20 protein-coding genes are annotated in these 24,739 nt (G+C 45.3%); 10 read left to right on the top strand and 10 right to left on the bottom strand.

The window, feature by feature from the left end; all coding sequences use genetic code 11:
* Positions 1 to 6: 6 nt before the first annotated feature.
* The 5 genes from E0Z06_RS13545 to E0Z06_RS13525 form a co-directional block, all read right to left on the bottom strand.
* On the bottom strand, positions 7 to 399 hold the full coding sequence (locus E0Z06_RS13545) for a RidA family protein (RefSeq protein WP_132585707.1): 393 nt from the start codon (positions 397 to 399) through the stop codon (positions 7 to 9).
* A 5-nt stretch (positions 400 to 404) separates the two neighbouring features.
* Positions 405 to 2,525, bottom strand: a complete 2,121-nt coding sequence (gene spoT, locus E0Z06_RS13540; RefSeq protein ID WP_132585704.1) for a bifunctional GTP diphosphokinase/guanosine-3',5'-bis pyrophosphate 3'-pyrophosphohydrolase — start codon at positions 2,523 to 2,525, stop codon at positions 405 to 407.
* Between the two features lie 125 nt (positions 2,526 to 2,650).
* A complete protein-coding gene (gene rpoZ / locus E0Z06_RS13535) occupies positions 2,651 to 2,926 on the bottom strand; it encodes a DNA-directed RNA polymerase subunit omega (RefSeq protein ID WP_132585701.1) in 276 nt (91 codons plus the stop codon).
* Positions 2,927 to 2,971: 45 nt separating this feature from the next.
* Complete coding sequence (gene gmk, locus E0Z06_RS13530) at positions 2,972 to 3,604, bottom strand: guanylate kinase (RefSeq protein ID WP_132585698.1); 633 nt, start codon at positions 3,602 to 3,604, stop codon at positions 2,972 to 2,974.
* A gap of 62 nt (positions 3,605 to 3,666) precedes the next feature.
* Positions 3,667 to 4,155, bottom strand: coding sequence for a DUF4442 domain-containing protein (locus E0Z06_RS13525; protein ID WP_132585695.1), 489 nt, complete (start codon positions 4,153 to 4,155; stop codon positions 3,667 to 3,669).
* A gap of 172 nt (positions 4,156 to 4,327) precedes the next feature.
* Here E0Z06_RS13525 and E0Z06_RS13520 point away from each other — a divergent pair, with 172 nt between their 5' ends.
* Together E0Z06_RS13520 and E0Z06_RS13515 are read left to right on the top strand one after the other, a co-directional pair.
* Positions 4,328 to 7,279, top strand: a complete 2,952-nt coding sequence (locus E0Z06_RS13520; protein WP_243695515.1) for a ligand-binding sensor domain-containing diguanylate cyclase — start codon at positions 4,328 to 4,330, stop codon at positions 7,277 to 7,279.
* 99 nt (positions 7,280 to 7,378) lie between these two features.
* Positions 7,379 to 8,839 carry an aminoacyl-histidine dipeptidase gene (locus tag E0Z06_RS13515; protein ID WP_132585692.1) on the top strand — a complete coding sequence of 487 codons (1,461 nt, stop codon included), beginning with the start codon at positions 7,379 to 7,381 and terminating at the stop codon, positions 8,837 to 8,839.
* A 124-nt stretch (positions 8,840 to 8,963) separates the two neighbouring features.
* Here the strand turns inward: E0Z06_RS13515 and E0Z06_RS13510 are convergent, their stop codons facing one another.
* The 3 genes from E0Z06_RS13510 to E0Z06_RS13500 are packed head-to-tail and all read right to left on the bottom strand — an operon-like array spanning position 8,964 to position 12,034.
* Entirely contained in the window at positions 8,964 to 11,189 is a 2,226-nt protein-coding gene (locus E0Z06_RS13510; protein WP_132585690.1) for a PepSY domain-containing protein, read from the bottom strand.
* A gap of 21 nt (positions 11,190 to 11,210) precedes the next feature.
* Positions 11,211 to 11,687: a DUF2271 domain-containing protein gene (locus tag E0Z06_RS13505; RefSeq protein WP_132585687.1), complete on the bottom strand. Its 477-nt coding sequence runs from the start codon at positions 11,685 to 11,687 to the stop codon at positions 11,211 to 11,213.
* Entirely contained in the window at positions 11,684 to 12,034 is a 351-nt protein-coding gene (locus E0Z06_RS13500) for a PepSY domain-containing protein (RefSeq protein WP_132585684.1), read from the bottom strand. The genes E0Z06_RS13505 and E0Z06_RS13500 overlap by 4 nt, the downstream gene beginning before the upstream one ends.
* A gap of 119 nt (positions 12,035 to 12,153) precedes the next feature.
* Here E0Z06_RS13500 and E0Z06_RS13495 point away from each other — a divergent pair, with 119 nt between their 5' ends.
* The 5 genes from E0Z06_RS13495 to E0Z06_RS13475 all read left to right on the top strand — a co-directional run bounded on the left by E0Z06_RS13495 (position 12,154) and on the right by E0Z06_RS13475 (position 17,487).
* Entirely contained in the window at positions 12,154 to 12,813 is a 660-nt protein-coding gene (locus tag E0Z06_RS13495) for a response regulator transcription factor (RefSeq protein WP_132585681.1), read from the top strand.
* Positions 12,810 to 14,132 (top strand): HAMP domain-containing sensor histidine kinase, encoded by a 1,323-nt coding sequence (locus E0Z06_RS13490; RefSeq protein WP_132585678.1) that lies wholly within the window; start codon positions 12,810 to 12,812, stop codon positions 14,130 to 14,132. The genes E0Z06_RS13495 and E0Z06_RS13490 overlap by 4 nt, the downstream gene beginning before the upstream one ends.
* A 182-nt stretch (positions 14,133 to 14,314) precedes the next feature.
* Positions 14,315 to 15,901, top strand: coding sequence for a serine hydrolase (locus E0Z06_RS13485; RefSeq protein WP_207903097.1), 1,587 nt, complete (start codon positions 14,315 to 14,317; stop codon positions 15,899 to 15,901).
* Positions 15,902 to 15,987: 86 nt separating this feature from the next.
* A complete protein-coding gene (locus E0Z06_RS13480; RefSeq protein WP_207903096.1) occupies positions 15,988 to 16,704 on the top strand; it encodes a helix-turn-helix transcriptional regulator in 717 nt (238 codons plus the stop codon).
* A 63-nt stretch (positions 16,705 to 16,767) separates the two neighbouring features.
* Entirely contained in the window at positions 16,768 to 17,487 is a 720-nt protein-coding gene (locus E0Z06_RS13475) for a transglutaminase family protein (RefSeq protein WP_132585675.1), read from the top strand.
* Between the two features lie 72 nt (positions 17,488 to 17,559).
* On the opposite strand, the gene E0Z06_RS13470 is transcribed toward E0Z06_RS13475, so the two are convergent.
* Together E0Z06_RS13470 and E0Z06_RS13465 are read right to left on the bottom strand one after the other, a co-directional pair.
* A complete protein-coding gene (locus E0Z06_RS13470; RefSeq protein WP_132585672.1) occupies positions 17,560 to 18,483 on the bottom strand; it encodes a M14 family metallocarboxypeptidase in 924 nt (307 codons plus the stop codon).
* An 86-nt stretch (positions 18,484 to 18,569) separates the two neighbouring features.
* Entirely contained in the window at positions 18,570 to 19,475 is a 906-nt protein-coding gene (locus E0Z06_RS13465; RefSeq protein ID WP_132585669.1) for a LysR substrate-binding domain-containing protein, read from the bottom strand.
* 132 nt (positions 19,476 to 19,607) lie between these two features.
* Here E0Z06_RS13465 and E0Z06_RS13460 point away from each other — a divergent pair, with 132 nt between their 5' ends.
* The 3 genes from E0Z06_RS13460 to E0Z06_RS13450 are packed head-to-tail and all read left to right on the top strand — an operon-like array spanning position 19,608 to position 24,692.
* Entirely contained in the window at positions 19,608 to 22,343 is a 2,736-nt protein-coding gene (locus E0Z06_RS13460) for a TonB-dependent receptor (protein WP_132585666.1), read from the top strand.
* 49 nt (positions 22,344 to 22,392) lie between these two features.
* Positions 22,393 to 23,295, top strand: a complete 903-nt coding sequence (locus E0Z06_RS13455; RefSeq protein ID WP_132585663.1) for an N-formylglutamate amidohydrolase — start codon at positions 22,393 to 22,395, stop codon at positions 23,293 to 23,295.
* Positions 23,295 to 24,692: a YfcC family protein gene (locus E0Z06_RS13450; RefSeq protein ID WP_132585660.1), complete on the top strand. Its 1,398-nt coding sequence runs from the start codon at positions 23,295 to 23,297 to the stop codon at positions 24,690 to 24,692. The genes E0Z06_RS13455 and E0Z06_RS13450 overlap by 1 nt, the downstream gene beginning before the upstream one ends.
* The last annotated feature ends 47 nt before the right edge of the window (positions 24,693 to 24,739 follow it).

Raw genomic sequence — 24,739 nt, 5'->3', positions numbered from 1 at the left:
GATAAATTAGTGTGTTGACGGTACTTCCATTACACCATCAATTTCTATTTGGCTGGCGCGAGGTAAAGCGGATACTTGTACTGCAGCGCGGGCTGGATAAGGCTCAGCAAAATACTGGCTCATAATTTCATTAACTACAGCAAACTGACCTAAATCAATAAGAAAAATATTTAGCTTAACCATATCGTTTAAGCTGCCACCAGCGGCTTCACATACGGCCGATAAGTTTTTGAATACTTGGTGGGTTTGCTGAGAAAAATCGTCAGACACCATTTGCATTGTGGCAGGCACTAAAGGAATTTGGCCTGACAAATACACGGTAGTACCAATTTTAACAGCCTGGCTGTATGTGCCAATGGCGGCCGGAGCATCGCTGGTACGTATAATTACTTTAGACATCTTAGTTATTTCCTTCTGTAAACTTTTTGTACATCTGGCATAACGCGAATTTTTCGCATTACGTTAGCCAAATGTATTCGGTCGCGAACCGACAAGGTGATTTTTATTACGTATTCACCGTTGTCTCTGTCATCGGTGGCGAGATCTTGAATGTTTGAGTCTTGTAATGCAATAAGCGTGGTTAGTTTGGCGAGTAAACCTTGTTTATTGGTAATAAACACGCGTATATCGCATAAAAATTGTCTATCGCCAGTTTTATCCCAACGTACAGGAAAATACTTGCCAGGTTCTTTATCCCAGCCTTTGATATTGCGACATTCTGCACGGTGTACGTTTAACCCTTTACCTGGCGCGGCATTAGCAACAATCTCATCACCTGGTATTGGGCGGCAGCAACGAGCAAATGTAAGTAACATACCTTCAGAGCCAATAATAAAAGCCTTACTTTTCGGCATTGGCCCCGCATTATTTTTATTGCCTTCGCCAGACTCAAATTCGCCCAGCAAGCGCCTTGCAACAGCGATAGGTAATTGATTACCTAAACCAATTTCACTGCACAATTCGTCTAATGATTTTTGTTTGGTATTTTGTAATACCTGTTCAATCCGCTCTGGTGCGATATCTTCTAGTTTTACGTCGCCCAAGGCGGAGCTTAATAAGCGTCGGCCTAAACCAGTAGATTCATTTTGCTGCTGTTTTTTCAGATAGTTACGAATGCCTAATATGGCTCGGCTGGTAACAACATAATTTAGCCAGTTAGCATTGGGTTTACCGCCAGGGCTGGTAATAATTTCGACAGTTTGCCCGGTTTCCAAAGGTTTACTTAGTGGGTAAGGTTTGCGGTCAACTTTAGCACCAACACAGCGATTACCAATGTCGGTATGCACGGCGTAGGCAAAATCGACGGCAGTTGCGCTGATGGGTAGCTCAACAATCTTACCCTTGGGCGAAAACACGTATAACTCTTCTGGGTACAGCTCAGATTTTACGTTTTCAACAAATTCAGCACTGTTACCGGCGTTTTGTTGCAGTTCTAACAGGCTTTGCATCCAGTGCCGAGCGCGAATTTGCGCCGTGGTATCTTGATGCTCATCGTCGGCTTTATACATCCAGTGAGCGGCAATACCTTTGTCGGCCATTTCGTCCATTTCAAGGGTGCGCATCTGAATTTCTACCGGTATGCCGTGGGGGCCAATTAATGAGGTATGCAGAGACTGGTAGCCGTTTTGTTTTGGAATAGCGATGTAGTCTTTAAAGCGAATTTCAATCGGTTTATATAAATTGTGTACCACGCCAAGCGTGCGGTAACAGTTGTCTATGCTATCTACTACTACACGAAATGCATAGATATCCATAACATCATTGAACATCAGCTCTTTGTTTTTCATCTTACGATAAATGCTGTAAAGATGCTTTTCTCGGCCTAGTACATCAGCTTTGATGCCTGCTTGTGCTAGCCGAGTGGTAATTTCAAGCTGTATTTTTTCGAGTAATTCGCGTCGATTGCCACGTGCTTGTTTTACGGCAGTTGATAAAGCGCGGTAACGCATTGGATAAAGCGCTTGAAAACCCCAGTCTTCAAGCTCATTTTTAATATTATGAATACCTAAACGATTCGCTATCGGCGCATATAACTCTAAGGTTTCTTTAGCAATGCGGCGGCGTTTTTCTGGACGTAACGCACCTAGCGTGCGCATATTATGTGTGCGGTCGGCTAATTTAATTAAAATAACTCGAATATCCTGCGTCATGGCCATAAACATTTTTTGCAGGTTGGTTACTTCAAACTCATGATAATCTTTAAATTTTACTTTATCTAGCTTACTAACGCCTTGCACTAACTCGGCCACGGTTTTGCCAAATAACCGGGTTAACTCTTCTTTATTAACCGGCGTATCCTCAATAACATCATGCAATAGCGCAGCCATTAAAGTTTCATGGTCCATGCACATATCGGCTAAAATGCTACTTACAGCAACAGGGTGGGTTATGTAGGGCTCACCACTAGAACGGGTTTGTGGCGCGTGCGCGTCTCTTGCCACAATATAAGCTTGTTGCACTAAGGCAACCTGCTCGGGTGGCAAATAAGCACTAATTTGGTTTTTTAGACCTTCAAATAAATACACCTGTGCTCCCAAACTGCGACAGCAAACAAAATACGCCATTAAGCGCGGGATTTATTATGAATATACGTCTATTTTTTACAGTTGCCAACGGCTAATGTGCCGCTGGCATGCATATGGAGAGGTTTTTAGTGGTCTGAACCAATAATGGCTGCCACAGCGGCCATTTCTGACGCTTCTTGCTGAATTTGATCACGGCGTTCTTGCTCATCCAATACGGTACTGGTGATCAGGCCTTTTTCAATTTCACGCAGCGCCACTACGGTAGGTTTGTCGTTTTCAATGTCGACCAGTGCTTCTTTACCTTCAACAGCCAACTGACGGGCACGGCGTGCAGCCACCAGAATTAAGTCAAAACGGTTACCAATTTTATCTACTGCATCTTGAACAGTTACGCGTGCCATTTACCACTCCAGTGTTCGGGCTTTCACAAGACCGCATAGTGTACGCTAATTTGCTGATTTCGCCAATAGTTGCTTTATTAGGCTAGTATGCTTACAAACTTGGCTATGATAGCCGTTGCGTTGCGCTAAAACGATGCACTCAAACTCGGTTAAAGCCGTGTCAAAGTTATCGTTAATAATTAAGTATTCGTATTCATTGGCATGGCTCATTTCGCTGTGAGCTTGTGCCATACGTTTAGCAATAACCTCGTTAGAATCTTGGCCGCGCTGGTTTAAACGCTGTTCTAATTCATCTAGGCTTGGCGGCAAAATAAAAATGCCTTTGGTGGTAGACGCTTGCTGGCGAATTTGCTGCGCACCTTGCCAGTCGATATCTAAAAACACATCGATACCCTTGGCTAAACTATCGCGAATGGTGCTTTTTGATGTGCCATAGTAGTTGCCAAATACTTCAGCCCACTCTAAAAATTCGTTTTGTGCAATTAGTGCTTTAAATTGCTCAACACTAATGAAATGGTAATGCACGCCGTCTTGCTCGCCAGGGCGAGGTGCGCGAGTGGTGTGTGACACACTAACGTGCATATCGCTATGACGCTTAAGCAAAGCTTGAATTAAACTAGATTTACCAGCGCCACTGGGCGCCGAAATAATAAACAGGTTGCCGGCAAGTTGTTGCATAGGATCCAAGCTTGAAATTAAAACAGAGCGAAAGTCTAATCGTTGTTGCGATTTGGCGCAAACTAGCCTTTATGTTTAGCTTTGGCTTTTATCGATAAGGTTAGCGTAAAGGTTGCCATGGGTTCATCACCATGTAGCGTTGGGCAAGTTACTACGACTGATACCGGTTTATTAATGCGTTCACCGCTGACTAACGACTCGTCAATCATGGCATCAATAATATCACCATCATGGCTAGTAAAATGCACTAGTGCTTCTGGCCGCTTTAAAAAATGGCCTTGTACATCTTTAAAAGCAAAATTGGCATTTACACCGCGGGTTTTAGCTTTGCTAAACACTAAAAAAGCACCAGCTAAATCGGCACCTATCGCCAAAGCGCCAAAATAAATACTACCTAAATGGTTTTTAGTGCGCCAACCGTGCGGCATGGTCACCTCTAAAGTTTTACTGTCCATATGCACAATACGCGGTGAGCAAAAACCAATGAGTGGAATATAACGCCAAGCAAATAGTTTTAAGCCCCAGTTGGCTTTACGCAAAGAGATTGCCATTTGTCTGGCTCCTAATTAAATGTTGGCTCAAAGCTTACACTGGTAAGACCATTGCTGCAACCTGACCGCTCAGACAGCAAAAAATACCATTCGTCTAAGTTCGTTAACTGGCATTAATCAGGCTATAGTAATGTTACATTGTGTTTACGTTCAGTAAGAAGGCCTTTGCGTAGTGCGGCGCTATTTATATCTAGTATTAGTGTTACTTAGCAGTAACAGTTGGCTAAATGTGTCGGCAATGGTGTTAAGCCAAAATGACTATTTATACCGTATTTGGTCGGTAGAGTCGGGCTTGCCGCAAATATCAGTTACAGCATTAGCGCAAGACGAGCAGGGTTTTCTCTGGGTGGGCACGCAAAACGGCTTAGCCCGTTTTGATGGCTTAAATTTTCAGGTATTTAACACCGCGAATACTGCTGATTTCTCATCTAATTTAATCACCGCTTTGCATATTGATAAGCAGCAGCGTTTATGGATCGGCACTGTTAATGGTTTAATGCGTTTCGAAAATAAAACATTTACTCGTTTAGACCGCCAACCACTAAAAGGTGGGGTAACAAGCATTGCTGAGCTAGCTGATGGCCGTATATTTATTGGTGCTGCGCATTTATATCAATGGCAAGAGCAACAACAGACGCTAGAGCAGGTTATGGCACATCATGGCCCCGTATTTCAATTGCATCAGCAACAAGATGCTTTGTGGCTTGGTGGGTTAAATGGTTATGCGCTCTTAGAAAACGATAAGTATCAATGGTTTGGCGCGCCAGAGCAGACAGCCGAATTACAGGTTACCCAGATAGTAAAGCAAGGTAAGGATCTGTATTTAGGTACTAACCAAGGTTTGTTTCGTTATCAGTATGAGCAATGGCAGCCGCTGCCGTTGCCAGGCTCTGTGGGTAATACCCGAATTGAACTGTTGTATTTAGACCCTCAGCAGCGGGTGTGGGTGGCCAGTTATGATAAGTTATATCAGCTAAAGCAAGGGCAGTTAACAGTAGAAGATGGTGTTTTAGGTAAACCCGGCGAGTTTTCTTGGGTTGAATCTATGCTGCAAGATAAATTTGGCAACTTATGGTTAGGCAGTCATTCGCACGGTTTAAAGCGGCTGCGCCGCCCGCCAACACAGCGCTTTAGTAAAGAGCAAGGTATTAACGATCCCTATGTTTGGGCGGTGCAACCTTGGCAACACCATATACTTGCAGGCACCAATAGTGGCATATCATTGTTGCAGCATGGTCAGTTTCAGCCGCTAAGTGCCAACCAATATTTACCCAACCTCTTTGTTTACAGTATGTTAATTGACGGCCAGCAGCGGTTATGGGTAGGGACCAGAGCAGGTTTAAGTCGGCTTGATGGCAAAACCTTAGAATGGCGGCGTAATTACAATGAAATATCGCACGTACTAGTTACCTCGATAACGCAAGAAAATGACCGTATTTGGGTGGGAACGAACGGCGGCTTATTTTACGTTGATAACGACGAGCTGCATCAACAGCAGGTGCCTGAAGTCTTGCGCAGTGCACAAATACGTATTGTGATGGTGGATAGCCAGCAGCGCTTATGGGTAGGCACAGAAAACGGCCTGTTTTTACGTGATGGCGATAGCTTTGCCAAGCTCGAGGGCATGCCATTATCCGATCGTTTTATTAGTGCCATAAAAGAGCTTGCCGACGGGAACATTTTTATTGGCAGCTTTGATCAAGGCTTTGTTTTAGGCAAACCTAAGCATTGGCAGTGGTTTACGCAACAAAAAGGCTTACCCAGCAGCGGTGTCTTGCATGTTGAGCAAATAGAAAATCAGTTACTGATTAGTAGCTTTCAGGGGTTTTATCGGATTAATTACCCTGAACTACGCCAAGGCCGGGTTGAGCAAGTGTATATGTTGGTTGATGACCGTCGGCCTGAAGCCGCCTCAGATTCTCATCGTTGCTGTAATGGTGCGGGTAGCAGCAAAGGTGCAGTGCATCAAGGCCGGTTATGGTATCCAACATTAGATGGTGTATTAGCACTGCCGTTGCAACAGCTGATTCAATATGGGCCGATACCTCAACCCGTACTAGATAGCCTTACGGTAAGCGGTGAAAACTATAGCGCTAGTAGCGTTAATTTATCACCAAACAAACGTGATTGGCATTTTCGTTTTACCGCACCATTTTTTATGCATGCGGCATCGGTGTTGTTTCGTTATAAATTAGAAGGTTACGATATTAGCTGGGTTGATGCCGGCCGCCGTCGTGAAGCCTTTTATACTAACCTACCGCCTGGCCAATATCGTTTTATTATTCAGGTGCGTCTTGCCTCTGATTATCGCTGGAGCGAACCAGTAGGTATGAATGTTTACCTAGCACCGCACTGGTACGAAACCGCAACTGCGCGGGCACTGACATTAATTCTTTTATTGTTAATATTTTGGGCATTGTATCGCTGGCGACTTATGGCTTTAGCTAAGGCGAAACAACAGTTGGAAATTATCGTTACGCAACGCACAGCTGAGTTATATCAGGTGAATAAAAAATTAGAATGCATGAGTATGCAAGATGCATTAACTGGTCTGAATAATCGTCATTATTTAGATACTAATATTAAACAAATTTTATCCAGATCCGATCGAAGCAATGAGCCGCTTGTTTGGGCGCTACTTGATTTAGATTTTTTTAAACGCATTAACGATACCTTTGGCCACCATACGGGTGATGAGATTTTAATTATTGTCGCAGAGTTATTGCGACAAAATAGCCGCGATACAGATCATCTTATTCGTTGGGGCGGCGAAGAGTTTTTGTTGGTATTAGAGCATAGTCAAGATGCATTACTGGTATTGCAGCGTATTCACCAGGCCGTTGCACAATATCCCTGGCAGCAAGATATGGGGCTAAAACAATCGTTAACCTGTTCAATTGGTGCGGTTGCACAACTGAGCGATTGGGATTGGCAACATAGCCTGCGCTTAGCTGATCAAGCGCTGTACTGGGTAAAACAACATGGTCGAAATGGTTATCTACTGCTTGATATTAGCTCACCAGCGCCTGCAGAATTATTGGACGAAAACGTTAATATTACGGAACTACTGGCGCAAGGAAAGCTGCAGGCAACAAGTAACAAAGACATTACAGAGGCGACCTGATACGCCAAGCTTAAAAATCGTAATGTTGTGAACCCAGCATAGTGCTGTGGTAAAATAGCCTCCTTATCGCTATTTCGTTATACGTTACAGGAGCCTGCAGTGTCAGCATTAGCATCGTTATATCCGCAACCATTATGGCAATGGTTCGCACAAATTTGTGCCATTCCGCACCCATCTAAACACGAGCAAGCCCTAAGTCAGCATATTCAAGCTTGGGCGCGCAGCTTAGGCTTAAGCGTTGTTGAAGACAGAGTAGGCAATTTAATTATTAAAAAGCCGGCTACTGCGGGTATGGAAAACTGCAAAACAGTGGTTATTCAAGCGCATCTAGATATGGTGCCGCAAAAAAATGCTGACAAGGTGCATAACTTCACCACAGATCCCATCGATGCCTATGTTGACGGCGAATGGGTTAAAGCGCGTGGCACTACCTTAGGTGCTGATAATGGCATAGGTATGTCATCGGCACTGGCTATTTTAGGCAGCAATGATATTAAGCATGGCCCACTAGAAGTGCTATTAACGGTAGACGAAGAAGCCGGTATGACCGGCGCCTTTGGTGTTGAGCCAGGCATGTTGCAAGCTGAAATTTTAATTAACACCGACTCTGAGCAAGAGGGCGAAATTTACATGGGTTGCGCCGGCGGTGTTGACGCTGAGTTTAGCGTGCCAGTGCAGTGGCAGCCAGTTATCGCTGGGTCGCAAGCCTTTACCTTAAGTTTAAGCGGTTTAAAAGGCGGCCATTCAGGCGTCAATATTCATTTGGGCCGCGGTAATGCTAATAAATTATTAGCACGCTTTTTAGCCAATTACGCCAAGGTGTTACAGCTTAACATTGCTGCATTTAATGGTGGCTCGTTGCGTAACGCTATTCCGCGCGAAGCGGAGGTAACCTTAACGCTACCAGAAACACAACTGACAGAATTACAGCAAAAAGTGGTGGAGTTTGAAGCCATTCTTAAGCAAGAACTTAGTGTGGTAGAGCCGGCCATTAAATTGAGCCTTACTAAGGTTAATGCGCCAACACAGGTTTTAACATCAGCGGCGGCACAACAGTTAATCAATATCTTAAATGTTTGTCCTAACGGCGTAATGCGCATGAGCGACGAAGTGGCAGGTGTAACTGAAACTTCACTTAATGTTGGTGTAGTAACCACTAAAGAAAACAGTATTCAAATACTGTGTTTAATTCGTTCGTTAATCGACTCTGGCCGCACGCAAATTGAAAACATGCTTAGCTCACTAGCGCAGTTAGCGGGTGTTAAGGTGAAATTTAGCGGTGCCTACCCAGGCTGGAAGCCAAACCCAGAGTCGCCAGTTATGGCTATTGTTAACCAAACTTACCAGGATATTTATCACAAAGAGCCGGTAATAATGGTAATTCATGCCGGTTTAGAATGTGGTTTATTTAAAAAACCTTACCCAGAGATGGACATGGTTTCAATTGGCCCCACGATTCGCTACCCGCATGGGCCTGATGAAATGGTAAACATTAAAACTGTTGGCCAATACTGGGAGTTGTTATTAGCGGTATTAGAGCGTATTCCAGTAAAAACCTAAGTATCGAGTAAAACAACAAGCTGGCGTTTAATTGCCGGCTTGTTGTTATAGCTTAAGGTTGCAACAGTTAAAACCAGCGTGTTTGCTATAGGTGCTGCGCCAGAAAAGATTTATAACCAGAGTCTTAGTAAACATCCTCTCGATAGCGACCCTGTGCTTTTAGTGTTGCTACGTCCATGCCCAACGGTGCAATAATATCGTTTAGCGCAGTCATTACGCTGCTTGCCATGTTTCGACCGCCGCAAACTAAAATTTGAGCGCCATTTTCAATCAACTTACGCAGTTCGTCGGCGTCTAAGCTAATTTTATCTTGTACATAAGAATGCTTCTCGTCGTGCGAGAACACCGCGTTTAGCTCTGTCAGTCGCTTATCTTTAAGATAAGTATTCAGTTCGGTCTCGTAAAGAAAATCAGATTGTGGACAACGGCCGCCCCAATATAGGTGCATAGGGTGATGCCCTTTGTTATTGCGAATAAAGCCGACCAGAGGCCCAATTCCGGAGCCCGCACCAATTAGTACGACTGGTTTTTTACCAGATGACGGCCGAAAGCTGGGGTTGGCCTGAATAAATGCCTCAATAGCATTGCCGATCGGTAGTTTATGTAGGAAGTTTGAACACAAACCGTTGTGCTGTAAGCGTACACAAATTTCTAGAATGCCATCTTTAGAGGCGGATGCTAATGAGTAAAAACGTGGCACGTCACTGTTCGGTGGAAAAATACCGACTAGATCACCGGCTTCAAAATGTGGCAGGCTATTACGGTGTAACAAGCGGCTAGCAATATTGAGCTTTCTAGCATTTTCAGGTGTTTTAAAGCGTAAAACCGCGGTTGGTGACTGCACCTCTGTCCCATAATTTATGCGCTCTACAAGTTCTAGCTGAGTGGTTTTTGGCCGTACTGGTGTATAAACCAATGTAAGTTCAACTGCTATAGCTTTGCTTAGCATCGCACCCCAGCGCGCAAATTCTTGTGGTGATTGACGATCGATAGTTTCTAGTGGCAATAGTTGTTTCCAGCCTTTTGCAATGCATGCATCTTCGACGTTTTTGGCAAAACCACAAAAGTGAGGGTACTGTCGATCACCAAAACCTAGCACCGCATAAGCAAACGTAGGTTGTTGACTTACTTTTGTAAGACGACTTAAAAACTGATTAGCGGAAGCTGGCGCATCGCCATCACCGTAGGTTGACGTGAGCATGAATAGGCGTTTAGCACTAGGGTATTGCTTGGCTAGTTGGTTCATTGGCGCGGTATGCACGCAATGCCCAGTTTTAACTAAGCTGTCATGTAGTGCTTTGGCAAAGCCCCAGGTAGAATTGCTTTCACTGCCAACCAGAATAACGCTATCTGCGCTATTTGGGCTGCTATTAACGGTTAATTTCGGTTTAGCCGCTAAACGTGTCCACCATATTATAACGCCGGTTATTGCTATAATAGGCACAGTCAGCACCGTTAAGCCAAGCAGTATACCCAGCCACCAAAGGCCCTCACCAGTATGCAGCATATAAATAAATTCATAAATTGTGTGGCTGACGTTATTCGCTTGATAAGATAACCATGCCCCGCTTACTTGGTCGACATAACCTGTGCCTTGATCAGTGGTCAACGAATACATACCCGCGCTGTCATCTGGATAGGGATAGACCAACTCACGTAAGTTATTTATATCGGTTGCTTGTAGCGCCCAAAGGGTATTAATAGCGCTGGGTAAGCCTGCGGCTAGCACTGCTGGTAGCTCGGGGTCGCTTTGTTGATTTGCGGTTATTAAGCCAAAAGTAGTCGCACAAAGGTAAGTTCCGGTTAGCGCAGATATAAATAAGCCCACAACTGCAATTCGGCTAAGTTCGAGATGTAAGCGCTGGCTTAGCGTGCCTCGTACCGGAAGTAACAGCTTGCTGTAGCCACCCAACCGAGTAGCCAGCAACATGACGCCAGAAAGGGTTAATATAACCATTATCAATGCAATAATGCCGACAATGGCTCTGCCAGTAGTATCAAGCAATAGTGAGCGGTGCAGGCTTTTTATCCAACGAACAGAAGCCGATTGCTGATAAGGAGCAATAGCCTGACCTGTACGCGGATCAACGAAATCTATCCCGACTTGGTTATCGTGGGTGTAATACACCAGAATGCGGCCTGACGCTTTGCGTTCAATTTGCTCCACACCTTGAAAATGCTGCGCTACCTTGCCGGCAAGTTCGGCAACACTGATTTGTCCAGTGGCGTGAGGCACCGCACCCGCTCGCTCCAGAGCGGGGTTAAGTGACAAGATAACGGCGGTGATGCTAAGAATGATAAGAAACATCCCAGCAATTAGCCCAGACAACGAATGGAGTTGGCGTAGCATCTAGGTATACTCCTCGTCGGCTTAAGGTTTGAACATGTAGCTAAGCGACTGAACATAGCCGCGTCCTGCAACGGTTTTACCCACGCCATCAGTTGTTAGCTTTACCGCAGCGTCAGAACGGTTGTCGCGCTGATCTTCAACGGCGGTATCCACTCGCACTTCGTATCCTGCATCAATCATCTCATCAGCAATATCAACAGTGACAGTTAACGTTTTGCTGCTCAGTACGCTTGCTCCCGTGTGTCCATCATATTCGGCGGCCGTCAATTTACTACCCATTGCCCAACCTGATAAGTGTTTATAGTATTTTGTTTTTTCGCCTGCAACCCAGAGTGTTTGTTGATAGTTGCCATTGGCGTCAACGAGATAAAGCGCAACATAGGCACCTTCACCACGGTAGTTTTTCATGACAGTGCTAAAGGTAACCTCGCGTGCGTAGGTAAGCGATGGCAGTGCGACTAATGCTGCGATGACAAGACTAAAAGTAAGTTTTTTCATGGCTGGTCTCCGTTATTCGTTAGGTTTCGTTTTTGCTCGGTTCCGTAAAGTTCTTCTGTGTTTACAGCGTCTTTGTCGAATTTGATTTCCAGTTTTCGCAAGCGTAGCGAAGCGGGAAAATATTCAGCCTTAACCTTATTACCGTTCTGGTCATAACCTTTCACTTCATAGCAGCCGTCATCCACTTTAATACGCTGAACTTTCCAGCCTTCCGCTTCTAGCTTCTCACGTAGTACTTTTTTGGGCTGCCATTGGGCTACGGGGTCGTTACAGTCATCATCTGCAAAGCTGGGGCTCGATAGCAACGAGGCCGTTAACAGTGTTGTCATCAGTAGTCGTGTGTTCATAGCGCTCTCCTATAATGGATACGTTATTAGTTTAAGTTGGTTACCTGACAACAACCTTAAGCCAGCTTAACGAGGTTCTGTTAAACTCAACTTGTATTGACTACCAAAAGGACGTGCGGGTGCGTATTTTATTAGTAGAGGATTCACTGTCATTAGGTGAGTGCATACGCGACCAAATTAACGACGATGGTTACGCGGTAGACTGGGTGCAAGATCTTGCGCATGCACAAGCCAGTATTAAGTTGATGCAATACGATTTAATACTGCTAGATTTAATGCTTCCCGATGGCAAGGGGCTCGACTTTCTTAAACATCGGCGTAAAGCCAAGGATAATACGCCGGTCATTATTCTTACCGCGCGAGATCAATTATCCGACCGCATAGCCGGCCTAAATGCGGGTGCCGATGACTATCTAGTAAAGCCCTTTGATTTAGCCGAATTATCAGCACGTATTGCGGCTGTTGCACGGCGTTATAGCGGTAACCCTAATCCGTTGTTACAAGTAAAAGGTCTTGCGATCGATCTGATAAGCCATACCGTTAAACAAGCCGATAGCCTAATTGAGCTAACAGCAAAAGAATGGGCGCTGTTCGAAGCGCTACTGCAGCATCCAGGCCTATTGTTGTCGCGTGCGCAGCTTGAAGATCATCTTTATGCTTTTGGTACTGAAATTGAAAGTAATACGATTGAGGTTCATATTAGCCGACTGCGCAAAAAACTTGGGCATGATGTTATCGACACGGTTCGAGGCATGGGTTATCGGATAGTGCGAACATGAAACCGACCATGAGCTTGCAGCGACGTCTTAGTATCGGCCTAACCCTTGGCGTGGTGTTACTTTGGTTAGTGGTGGCAACCGCAACCTCTTTTATCGTTAATTATGCGTTAAATAAAACGTTGGATAGCTCTTTAGCCGAAGTTGCCCAACGTATTCTTTCATTAGCGGCCGTTGAAATTCTCAATCGCGAAACGCCAGACCGATTGCAGCAAGTCGTGTCGTTACAGCCACATGATGAATATATTACCTATTTGGTTCGCAGTGCCAACGGCACTCCTTTGCTTAAGTCGCACGATGTCGATTTGTCGGTATTTCCCAAAACGCCACAGCTGGGCTTGCGTAGCTCAGCTACACATCGTCTTTATGGCACTAGCGCAATTCGCGATACAATTTTTATCGAAGTAGCTGAGCCGTTAGCGGCAAGAAGCAAGGCGCAATGGCAGGCTGTTATGTTGTTACAATTACCTTTAATTATACTTATTCCACTTAGTTTAATTGGGATCTGGTGGTTCGTAAAACATAGCTTAAATGGCGTATTAGCTTTTAGTAATGCGATTGAAACGCGGGGTGCCGGAGACTTGTCGTTGGTGAAAGGCGCAAGCTTACCAGCAGAAATTGTGCCCATTGCCGAGGCGGTGAATCATCTGTTAGAGCGACTGCACCGAGCGTTAGCTGCAGAGCGCAGCTTTACCGCTAACAGTGCCCATGAATTACGCACCCCTTTAGCGGCGGCTTTAGCGCAAGTGCAACGTTTACGTCATGAAGCCGGGCCTGGGCCGTTAGCGCAACGAGCTGGCCGTATTGAGCAGGCATTACGCGAACTGTCTTTATTATCGGAAAAGCTGATGCAATTAGCTAAAGCTGAGGGCAGCGGCGTATTGATCGGAAAATCACAAGACATAACTCACATTTTGCACCATGTGGTTGACGAGTTTCGCCGTACTGTCGGCCTACGTTTGCGGCTGTCACTACCAGAAGCGAGCGCAGTGCTTTCTATTATTGATAGCGATGCGCTAGCAATTTTAACGCGTAACTTAATTGAAAATGCCTTAAAGCATGGTGCAGCAGAGCAAGTGGTCGATGTCGAACTGACCGCAGATGGCACGCTACGGATAGTAAATGCTGGGCCTATAGTGCCAGCAGAAGAGTTAGTACACTTAACGGAACGGTTTGTTCGCTCAACAACCCGCGCTAGTGGCTCTGGCCTTGGATTAGCTATTGCGCAAGCCATAGCTAACGGCGCAGGAACAACTTTAGTGCTGACATCACCCGCTACCGGCCGCGAACAGGGTTTTGAGGTAAGTATAAAGTTGCCATAACTTCATTACCTAGCGTAATCTTTGGCTGGGTTATTGATATCGCAAATTGATATCACAATTAAAAATACTATTGCTAACGCGCTGAGCTTGCTACTAATAATGGCAGGGTAGATAAATACTCTGCCTGCAGTTTAGGCTGAAATAACATTAGCAATGCTACCACTTACACTAGGAAAAACCGCATGCAAAGAATAACTAAAGGGCTGAGTGTCGCCTTACTAAGCGCATTGATGTCTGCCTGCAGCAGCACCGTCGTTACGCCAGAGGCAGCAAGTACTACGCCAGCGGTAACAAGTACTGCGCTAGATACAAAAATACGACAAACTGCGCAGGCTAGTTTGCAAGCATTTAATATTCCGGGTATTGCGGTAGTTGCGGTTCAGGATGGCAAGGTGATACTGGCCGAAGGTTTTGGTGTGCGCGATGTGGCCAGCTTGCAGCCGGTAACGGCGGATACGCTGTTTGGTATTGCTTCTCATACTAAAGCTTTTACCGCAGCAGCGATCGCACAATTGGTTGAACAAAAAAAGCTAGATTGGGATGACAAGGTTATTCAGCATTTGCCCCAGTTTCGCTTAGCCGATACGCATTTAACCCAAACGGTAACCATCCGCGATTTGTTAAGCCATCGCACCGGCTTAGGCTTAGGTGCAGGTGATTTAATGATCTGGCCAAATACCGATAAAACCTCAGAGCAAATATTAGCTGGCGTAGCACAATTACCGATAGCCGCCGATCTGCGGCAGCGCTTTGCTTACAATAATCTTATGTTTGTTAGCGCAGGCCTGCTGATTGAGCGGGTATCAGGCATGCCTTATGCGCAATATATCGCTGAGAATTTCTTCCAACCGCTGCAAATGGACAATAGCGTAATCGGTTTTGATAACCTAACGCCGAATATTACCAATATTGCCATTGGTAATATTGAATACGCAGGCGAAGTGCAGCGCTTTGCGCTAGATTATCTGCAAGACTTTGCCGCAGCTGGTGCCACCTTATCTAGTGTCAATGATATGGGCAACTGGCTACTGACATTGCTGAATGAAGGCAAAACCGCTGATGGTAAACAAATTATTGCACCCGCGCAGTTAGCGCAAATGTGGCAACTAACAACGCCGCTGCCGGTGGCGGCCAAACCGGGGCCGCAAGCTACCCACTTTAGGGGTTATGGCATGGGCTGGTTTGTTAAAGATTATCATGGTGTAAAACACGTTTCGCACAGCGGTGGTATCCTGGGCATGCTGTCATTAACCACTTTGATACCAGAGAAAAATTTCGCCATTACGGTGCTGTCTAACCAGCAAGCGTTTCAAGGCCTAACCACCATAACCGAAGAGGCGCTAGAAGACGTACTTAACCTACCAGACACCGACTGGCTGGCTTTGCAAACAAAACAGTACCAAGCATTTATGCAAGAAAAAACCAATTTTAAACTTAAACCTGTAGCGAATAAAACACCAGCCTTAACACAGGCGCATTATGCTGGAGAATATCAAGACAGCTGGTATGGCAACGTTACCATTAGCCAGCAAGCCGAACAGTTGCATATTAGTTTTGCTCACACCGAAATGCTAAAGGGTGTGTTAGAGCATTATGACGGCGATACCTTTATTGTGCGTTGGAACGAGCCGTTATTAGAAGCTGATGCTTATATCCGTTTTAGCCGTGATAACCAAGGCAATATTAATAGCGCCACGATGGAAGCTATTGCCGACTTTACCGACTTTAGTTTTGACTTTCATAATTTAAAACTGAACAAGCAGCCTTAAACAGGGTTACCGCCAGCGGTGTGAATTAAAGGGCTATATAAGCCAACGCGGGTAGCTGTTGATGAGTAAAGATAAGGACGTTTAGAGTGGTTAACGTAAGCACAGTGCAAAGTGTGTCTTATTTTTCACCTGGAATGGTGATTGCGTATGGCCAGTCAATTGATACACGCCCGCACCAACATAAGCTATGGCAGCTTTGTTTGCCAAGCCAAGACAGCTTGTTAAACGGGTTGCCACTGCTAACTGGTGTGGTTATTAAGCCAAATGATATGCATCAGCTTGTTATGCCCAGTGGTTGGATAATTTTGGCTGAGCCAGAAAGCCGCTTAGGTGAGGCCATCAGCGAGTTACCTAGTCAGTTAACAAGGGTAGCACCTGATGCGCAACTAGAAGCGCTGCAGCAACAGCTAAGCGGTTTTCAATCACTAATAACAGCCTTAAAATATAACCCTTATCAATGCCAAGATCGCCGTTTGTTGGCATTGTTAGCAAAGCTAGATAGTTGCCTTAACGGTGAATGTGTAAAGCCAGAGCAGTGGCGCGCAAAAGACATTGCAGCAACGTTAGGGTTGTCTGAAAGTCGATTTTTACATTTAGTTAAAGCCGAGTTAGGTATAGCGTGGCGGCCATATTTATTATGGCGCCGGCTTGTTTGTGCAGTACAAGCGATAAAACATGGCGCCAGTGCGACAGATGCTGCCTACAAGGCGGGTTTTAGCGATAGCGCACACTTAAGCCGCACCATTAAAACTACTTTTGGCATGACCAGTAAACAACTGTTAAACAGTTTTGTCGCACGATAGCCAGTTTATTCAATTTTTAAACCGCAGCACTAATTAAACTGCCTCTTTACTCAGGAGGTTAGTATGACCAAGCCACTTACCACAACAACGCTTATTCTTAATTACCAAGATGCCAGTATTCAGCAGCTTATTCAGCAAAAAGGTTGGCGTAAGCTAAACCAACAGCAAGCCGTGCAGCAGGTTTATTACTTTGTGCGAGATGAGATAAAGTTCGGCTATAACCATGATGACAATATTGCGGCCAGTGAAGTATTGGCAAACGGTTACGGCCAGTGTAATACTAAAAGTTCGTTATTTATGGCGTTATTACGTGCACTAGATATACCCTGTCGCTTACATGGGTTTACTATTTACAACGCATTGCAGCGTGGTGCTATTCCTCGGTTTTTAATGCTATTAGCACCAAAGCGTATTTTGCATAGCTGGGTTGAAGTGTTGCTTGATGACACCTGGCTTAATATTGAAGGCTTTATTATTGATCAGGCATTTTTAAGTCAGGTGCAAAGTGCTTTTGGTGACTGTAAAAACTTTAGTGGTTATGGCATTGCCGTACCTTGTTTACAAAAACCAAATAACGAATTTAATAATAACAGTACTTATATTCAGGCTGAGGGTATTGCTGATGACTTTGGCGTTTTTGCTAGCCCAGATCAGTTTTATGCCAAGCATGGTAGTAATTTGCGTGGTATAAAAAAGTGGCTGTATCGCTATGTGTTTCGGCACTTAATTAATTACAACGTTAAACGTATTCGGCAATATGGTTTAACTGCTAATAGTAAATAAAGCCTCATAATTAGCCTACACAAATCTAATACTAGTCAGTTAGCAGTGTGTCTGCTAACTGACTAGGGAATATTAATTTTGGCTTAACAAATAATCCAGCGCACCACACACTGCGGCTACTTGCGCTTGTATGCATTGCTCGGGGGTTGCTGTTGCGCTATCTGGATAAACCTCAGTAGTGCTTACTAAAGGTGCATCGGTAACGCTGCCACATAAACCCAAACTGGCTTTAGCATAATTAATTACACCCAGCTGCTGAATGGGTTCGCCAATCAGTTTGCCGTTTTCGTCGGCCTCAGCAATATGGGTAATTTTGCTTACCGCATCAATAATGGCTTTTTGTAATGCTGGGCTTGGGTGTTCGCTGTCGTCTACGGTGTAATAGCCGTCAGGAATATTCCAGTTTTTATTTACGCTGCCATCTTGCGCGGCTTTGGCTGGACGAAACTCACTGTTGTCGCTATCGGTGGTTTCATGCAAATCGATATGTAGTGCAAAAGACAGTTTTAAACCGGTTAAATAGGCTTTAGCTTGCAGTGCTTCGGTCGCTTTACCGTTTGCACCAAAACTACGGTTTGGATCTATCGCTTCTGGGTTCCAACGGTTAATGGTTTCGTAACCCCAAGGGCTAATGCAAGGTAATACCAGAATATTAACTGTTGTGCTGTAAGCTTTAGCTTTAGTTTGTAAAAACCGAAGCGCGCCGTGCACACCACTGGTTTCATAGCCGTGCACGCCGCCGGTGACTAAAATAGTGGGTTTATTGCTTTGCCAGTTACGACTTTTTACCGCATACAAAGGGTAGGTTTTGCCGCTAATCTGTTGATAATTTAGCTCGCCATATTGCTCAATATCGAACTCGGCTTTTAGGGCATTAATGCTGGGTAATACTTCGTCAAAAAAGCTACGTTTAACCGTTTGTTCTTTAAGCCATTGCACTTTTTCAGCGTCGCCCCACGGCTGGCCCACGGTGCCAATATGATAAATTTTGTTCATCTGTGATCCTATATTACAGCTTGCTACGTGCGTCCACTATAACATTGTGTTTTTGCCCGCGGCTAGGTTGCTGCTATGAAATGCAGTTAACCTAAGTTCTCTGACGTGGGCCCGTTAAAAAACACCAAGCAATGCTGATAAAACGCTTTTACTAGCCGCGGCATGGGCGCGTGCGCTGAATGAATAAAGCCATATTGATGCGAAACCGTGTCGCTAAGGGGTACCAATTTTATCGAACTATCAAGATATTGAGTGGCTAATACCTGATTAATAATGGCAATGCCCAATTGACGTTTTACAAAGGCGCAGGCAGTTGCCACGTTATGCGTTTCAAGTTTTATTTGCATGCTAATGCCAGCATGACGAAATAACTGCTCTAAGTTCAGCCTAGACGGCCTACCTTGACCCAGCATAATTAATGGCTCGCTGGCCAACTGCGCAAGATCAATGCGGCTTTGCGTGGCTAGTTTATGTTGGGCTGGCACTGCGCATACCATAGGGCTGCTAAGTATAGGGTAGCTAATTAAGCCTGGGTGTTGTTCAGGTAACTGAATAAAGCCGCAGTCGATTGAGCGCTGGGCCACTAAGTCTCGTGCTTGCTGCGGGCTGTGTGAATCAATGCTAATAGAAATAGACGGATAATGAGTAATAAAACTGGCAATAGCATCTGCTAATGGGCCTGAGCTAAAGCTGGCGGGTGCCACTATGGTTAACGAGCCGCTGTCAATTCGACGCATGCTTTGTGCTAAGGCAAGAAAGCGGTCTGCGTTATTAAGTAATACGTCAATTTCAGTGCTTAAAAGCCGAGCTTCATCGGTAGGCAGCAAGCGGCTGTGTTCGCGATAAAATAACTGAAAGCCCACCAGCTCTTCTAGCGAAGCGAGTAAACGGCTAACACCGGGCTGAGTTAGGCCCATTTGCTTGGCGGCAGCAGTGGCTGAGCCGGTTTGCATTATCGCGCGAAAGCTTTCTAGGCTTCTTAGGTTTAACATAGGTTGTGCTCTTTGTTATAGCAAATTATTATGCATCTATAACTATTAATCATAATATTGCATAGGTAAAACGGCTTTGCTAGCTTTCATTTAAACAAAATAACTATAACTCAATTGCAGCAGGGTGATTAAATGAAACGACAAGGCTACAACTTATCAGTGCTAATGCTTGCTATGTACGGTATGGCGGCATTGCCAGCGCAGGCGCAGCAAACGGACGCTAATAGCGAACAAGAAGCTAAAGTAGAGGTAATTTCGGTAACCGGGTCGCGCATTTCTCGCCGTGATGAAACCGAAGGCAGCCCAATACAAACCTTAACTAAAGCAGATATGGAAGTTAAGGGCGCGTTATCGTTAGGCGACGTGCTGCAAGATATGCCTGCAGTGGGTGGCAGTTTAAATGACAACGGCAGCGCGGGTACTAGCCATGGTACGGCCAGTGTTAATTTGCGTAATTTAGGCGAAAACCGCTCGTTAATTTTAGTGAATGGTAACCGCTGGGTTAATGGTGCGGGTAGCCGTGGCTTTCGTGACTTTGTCGACTTAAATACCATTCCTTATGCCATTATTGATAGCGTTGAAGTGTTGCAAGATGGTGCTACTGCTATTTATGGCGCTGACGCTATTGCCGGTGTGGTTAATATTCAAACTTTAAAAGATTACTCGGGCGCTAAAGTTAAAGCCTATATTGGCCAGACCAGCAAAAGTGATCGCGAAACCATTAATCTTGATGGCGTAGTCGGCACCGATATTGGCGCACATAATCTGATGTTCTCGGCTAGCTATTCCAAGCAAAAGCCGATAATGACTCAAGATCGCGCACTAACTGCTTTGCCTCTAAACGGTTTGCCGCTCGGTAGCGCAGAAGGTTTGTTTCGTGAAAATAATTTAAGCAATGTGCTTGGCTTTACTATTCCAGCGCAGGGGATTACCCGTGATCCTAATGCTGATGGTAATAATATTGCTAACTGGCGTGCAGCTACCACCAACGATCGTTTTAATCGCTACTACGACAACTACGTGGTTGGACCTAGTGAGCGCTTAAGTTTGTACGGTCAGGGCGTATTTCAACTTGGTGATATGGGCGTGTTTACTGACACCGTAGTGCGGGTTGAAGCCTTACATAACGAGCGCACTTCAGATCAGCAGTTTTCTTCTGTTATTCCAACAGTAAACGGCAGTCGTGGTTTTATTATTGCCAATGACCCCAGAGTTAACCCGTTTGGTGTGGAATTTTCCGGCAACGATTTTGTATTAACTAACTTTTTTGTTGATAACGGCCTGCGTCGTAATGAACAAAAGGTGAAAACCGATCGCGTTGGTTTAGGTATTGAAGGCTATTTGCCCGGCGATTGGCGCTGGGATGCGTTTGCCTCTTGGGCGCAAAACAAAGGCAGCTTTACCTCTTATAACCAGATGCATTTTGACAAGTTAGCCCTAGGCCTGCGTGCCTGTGATGCAACCGGCATTACCGCTGATATTAGTGATTTACAAGCAGGTTGTGTACCGGTAAATATGTTTAACCCGTTAACCGCACAAATGGTCGATTACATTAACTTTACTGGCCATGATGAAAATAAAACTGAACAGTTGCATGGTCGTTTTAACCTAACCAACGCTATTGCCAGCTTACCTGCTGGTGATTTATTAATGGCCGCAGGTGGTGAATATCGAAAAGAGAAGGGCACTGATACGCCTGACCAAATTATTAACTCAGCCGCGCGGGTAACCAATTATAACACCACATCCTCATCACCACGCACCGGCACCGAAGGCCAGTACGATTTATACGAAGCCTATGCTGAATTTAATATTCCCCTGCTGGCTGATGTGGCATTCGCCGAATACTTAGAGCTAAATCTTGCCAGCCGCTATTCGGATTACAGCACCTTTGGCAGCACCACTAATAGCAAGGTTGGTCTGGTTTATCGACCCATAACCGACGTGATGTTGCGTGCTACTTGGGCACAAGGTTTCCGTGCGCCATCGTTGTTAGAATTATATGAAGGTGAGCGTGAATCATTCTCGCCAGTAACCGATCCCTGCTCGGCCAATAAAACCTTAGTAGGCTGTAGTGGTGTGCCAGCCGGCTATGTGCAAGACGAAGCTAACGTGCCTATTACCGTAGGAGGCAACTTACAGTTAACACCAGAAACCTCAGTAAATCGTTCAGCCGGTATTGTGTATACGCCAGCGCAGCTAGAAAACTTTAGCATTACGCTAGATTGGTACAATATTCAGATTGAAAACACTATCAGTACCTTTGGTACGCAAAACTTACTTGATTTATGTGCCTTTACCGGCCGTAACTGTAACGTTATTAGTCGCGAAGCTAACGGTAAAATTAGTAACGTAACCGATGGCCCAGTTAACTTAAACCGTACCGAAGTAACCGGTGTAGATGCGGTAGCGCGGTATAGGCTTAACAGCGAAATTGGCCGTTGGGATTTTACTGCCAGCGTTAGTAAGTTAAACGAACTGCTTGAAGTATCTACGTTAAATGACGGCAGCGAAGTGGTGCTAGATAAAGCAGGTAGCGCTGGCGTACGCGAGGCCTACCCAGAATGGCGTGGTACTTTATCGGCACAGTGGCAGTATGACGCTTGGTCGGCAGCCTATAACGTACGCTACATTGGCGACAGTACTGAAACCTTCGCTAATGCGCCACGCCATATTGGCTCCATCGCTTATCACGGTGTTTCGGCTGGCTATAAGTTTGAGCCGGGTTTGGCGCTGCGTGTCGGGGTGAATAACCTGTTTGATAAGCAGCCACCGGTGTCACTAGTTAACGTAAATATTAACTTTGACCAGCAAACGTACAATGCCGTGGGCCGCTTCTTATATCTGCAGCTAAGTTACGAGTTCTAATATTAACCCGTTCGAGCGGCTATTAGCCGCTCGGCGTTGGACCTACGCCATGACGTTACACACAACCATTAGCACTGCACCGGCAGAAAGCAGTGAAAGCTATCAGCTGTATTTGCCGCAACAACAGCCATTACCACTGGTATTTGATTCGCCGCACAGCGGTATGCAATTGCCAACAGACTTTAATACGCTAGCCAGTGTGGCGCAGTTACAAAGCGGCTGGGATGCGTTTATTGATGAACTGTGGCTACCTGCCGCCGAGCAGGGCGCTAGCCTATTAGCGGCGCAAGTATCAAGAATGTACATAGATTTGAACCGCGCCCCTGACGATATTAGCCCCGATATGCTAGAGGGTAGTTGGCCAAGCGCACTTAACCCTACTGCCTATAGTAGCCGTGGTATGGGCTTGCTGCGGCAATGGGCGTTACCTGGGCAAGCCATGTATAAAACCGCGTTAACCGTAACACAGGTACAGCAACGCCTTGCGCGATACTATCAACCTTATCATCAGCGGTTAAAGCAGCTGTTAGATCAGTATTACCAACAGTTTGGTGCCGTGTGGCATATTGATTGCCACTCAATGAAATCTTATGGCAATGCGATGAATATCGACGCTGGCACACCCCGAGCCGATATTGTTATTGGTAATCGTGATGGCCAGTCGGCAAGTGCTGAATTTACCGCGGTAATTGTCGAAGCTTTTAGCCAGCTGGGCTATAACGTCAGTTTAAATTATCCGTATAAAGGCGGTTATTTAACCCAGTGTTATGCTAACCCTGCCCAACAGCGGCATAGTTTACAAATTGAAATTAATCGTAAACTGTATATGGATGAAGCGGCATTTAGCCCGCATCAAGGCTTTACTGAGCTGCAGCAACACTTGCAGCATATTACTGCGCAGGCGACTGCGTATATTCAGTCTTATCTTGCCGTAAATACTAAGGACGAATAATGCCTTCTTTGCCAGCTGCTAGCCAAGCTAAACCGCGCAACCCAATAGTGGTATTGTTGTTTATTCTGCTTATTGCCGCAGCCTTAACCTATGTGCTCGACTCAGGTAGTTATCAGCGTGCTAATGGCTTAGTGGTGCCAGATAGCTATCAAACTATCGATAAAGACCGCTCGGTGTTGCATATTTTAGGCAGCGTTAAAAACGCACCAGCACAACAAGCAAGGCCAGTAGGGGCGGTAGATATACTGATGGCTATTCCGCAAGGCTTGCAGCGTGGTGGCGGCCTTATTTTTATGGTGCTAGTCATTGGCGGCATGTTTGGCATTTTAAACGCCTCTGGCGCGGTAGATGCGGGGCTTGAGCGAGTGCTTAGCATGGTAAGAGGTAATGTATATGGCCTCGTCATTTTTTTGATGACCATTTTTGCCTTAGGTAGCACGTTTTTAGGTTTAGCCTCTGAATATCTATTAATTATTCCGTTAATGGTAGAGCTAGTTAGGCGGCTCGATATGCCGCCGTTAATTGGTTTGGCTATTGTTACCGTAGCGGTAAAGGTGGGTTATTTATCCTCAGTAACTAACCCACTGCCGTTAACTATTGCTCAGCCACTACTAGGCTTGCCGGTGTTTAGCGGCGCCGGTATGCGCGCGGTGTTTTTTGTCTGCTTTTTAGTCGTTGGTGTGCTCTTTGTACTCTATGCTATTCGTAAAACTGGGTTTAAACAGCAAGAGGATCTGGTTTTTAATAGCGCGAAACTTAGCCTACGTCATGTACTAATGTTACTCACCTTAAGTGTGGGTGTGGCGGGGTTAGTGTATGCATCAACAACATGGCAATGGCATAACCCGCAGTTAACCGCCTATTATTTAGGGCTAAGCATGTTACTTAGCCTGATCAGCGGCATGGGTGCTAGTGCTGCGGCCGATGCCTTTGTTTCCGGCATGAAAAAAATCTTGTTGGCAGCCATTTTAATTGGCTTAGCCATGGCTATTGCTATTACCTTAGAGAATGGCCAAGTACTGGATAGCGTAGTGCATGGTTTAGTGTCGTTAGTAGGTAAAGATAACCCCTATTTTGCGGCCATGGGCATGTTCTTTTCACAGTTGCTGCTAGACGTGATGATCCCATCAACCTCAGGTCAAGCTGCTGTTAGTATGCCTATTTTAGGGCCAATGGGGCAGCTAGCTGGTGTATCTGGGCAAAATACCGTGTTAGCGTTTTTATTCGGTAATGGTATTACCAATATGATTACACCAACCTCTGGTACCTTGCTGGCCTATTTAGCCACTGCACAAGTGGGTTGGACCCAATGGGCGCGCTTTGTTGCACCTTTGGTCGCCATCTTTGCATTAATGGCCTGCATAATGTTGATGTTTGCTGTGTACATTGGCTTTTAAGATAAAGCCTAAGTCTTGCAACTTGTAAGTAGTAACATGGCACTGCT

It is taken from the genome of Rheinheimera sp. D18 (assembly GCF_004345025.1).
Classification (GTDB): domain Bacteria; phylum Pseudomonadota; class Gammaproteobacteria; order Enterobacterales; family Alteromonadaceae; genus Alishewanella; species Alishewanella metallidurans.
Note: the sequence above shows the minus strand (reverse complement) of the source record. Positions and strands in the feature narration are given on the sequence as shown.